The sequence below is a fragment of the Gilvimarinus sp. 1_MG-2023 genome (assembly GCF_030548285.1).
Genome location: NZ_JAUOSC010000327.1, coordinates 1 through 373 on the forward strand (window position 1 = coordinate 1; position 373 = coordinate 373).

Sequence of the window (373 nt, forward strand, 5' to 3'; positions counted from 1 at the left end):
CTGCGACACCACCACATCGATTCGCTTAATGCCTGATTCCACTCCATTCAATTCCTGTACAAGCCGGGATCGTGTGTATTCAAGGCATTGGGGCCGTCAGGATTTCCGTGATCGTCCGCCGTAGTGCCCTTGCGATACCGGTTGGTGCCGATAATCCATCGATCTGTATGGCCGGGCGCTGCTGGTGACTGGTTACTGGTGACGGTTACTGGTGACGGCTGCTGGTGACGGCTGCTGACTGTGCGGCGTAAAAATCGGCTGGTAGCAAAATTAAAAGTTGCATTCTGATTCTTTTCTGGCACGAAAAACCCTCTTTGGCTCAAAGTGTTACCTCGCACACTGGTTGTTACCTTAGACCCCGAAAGCAGGTAAC

General features: G+C 52.3%; 1 protein-coding gene. It reads right to left on the reverse strand.

Features of this window, described 5'->3' with window-relative positions; translation table 11 throughout:
* Positions 1 to 47: 47 nt before the first annotated feature.
* Positions 48 to 373 (reverse strand): hypothetical protein (locus tag Q4563_RS17020; protein ID WP_303605332.1); only part of this gene is annotated, 326 nt, incomplete at its 5' end.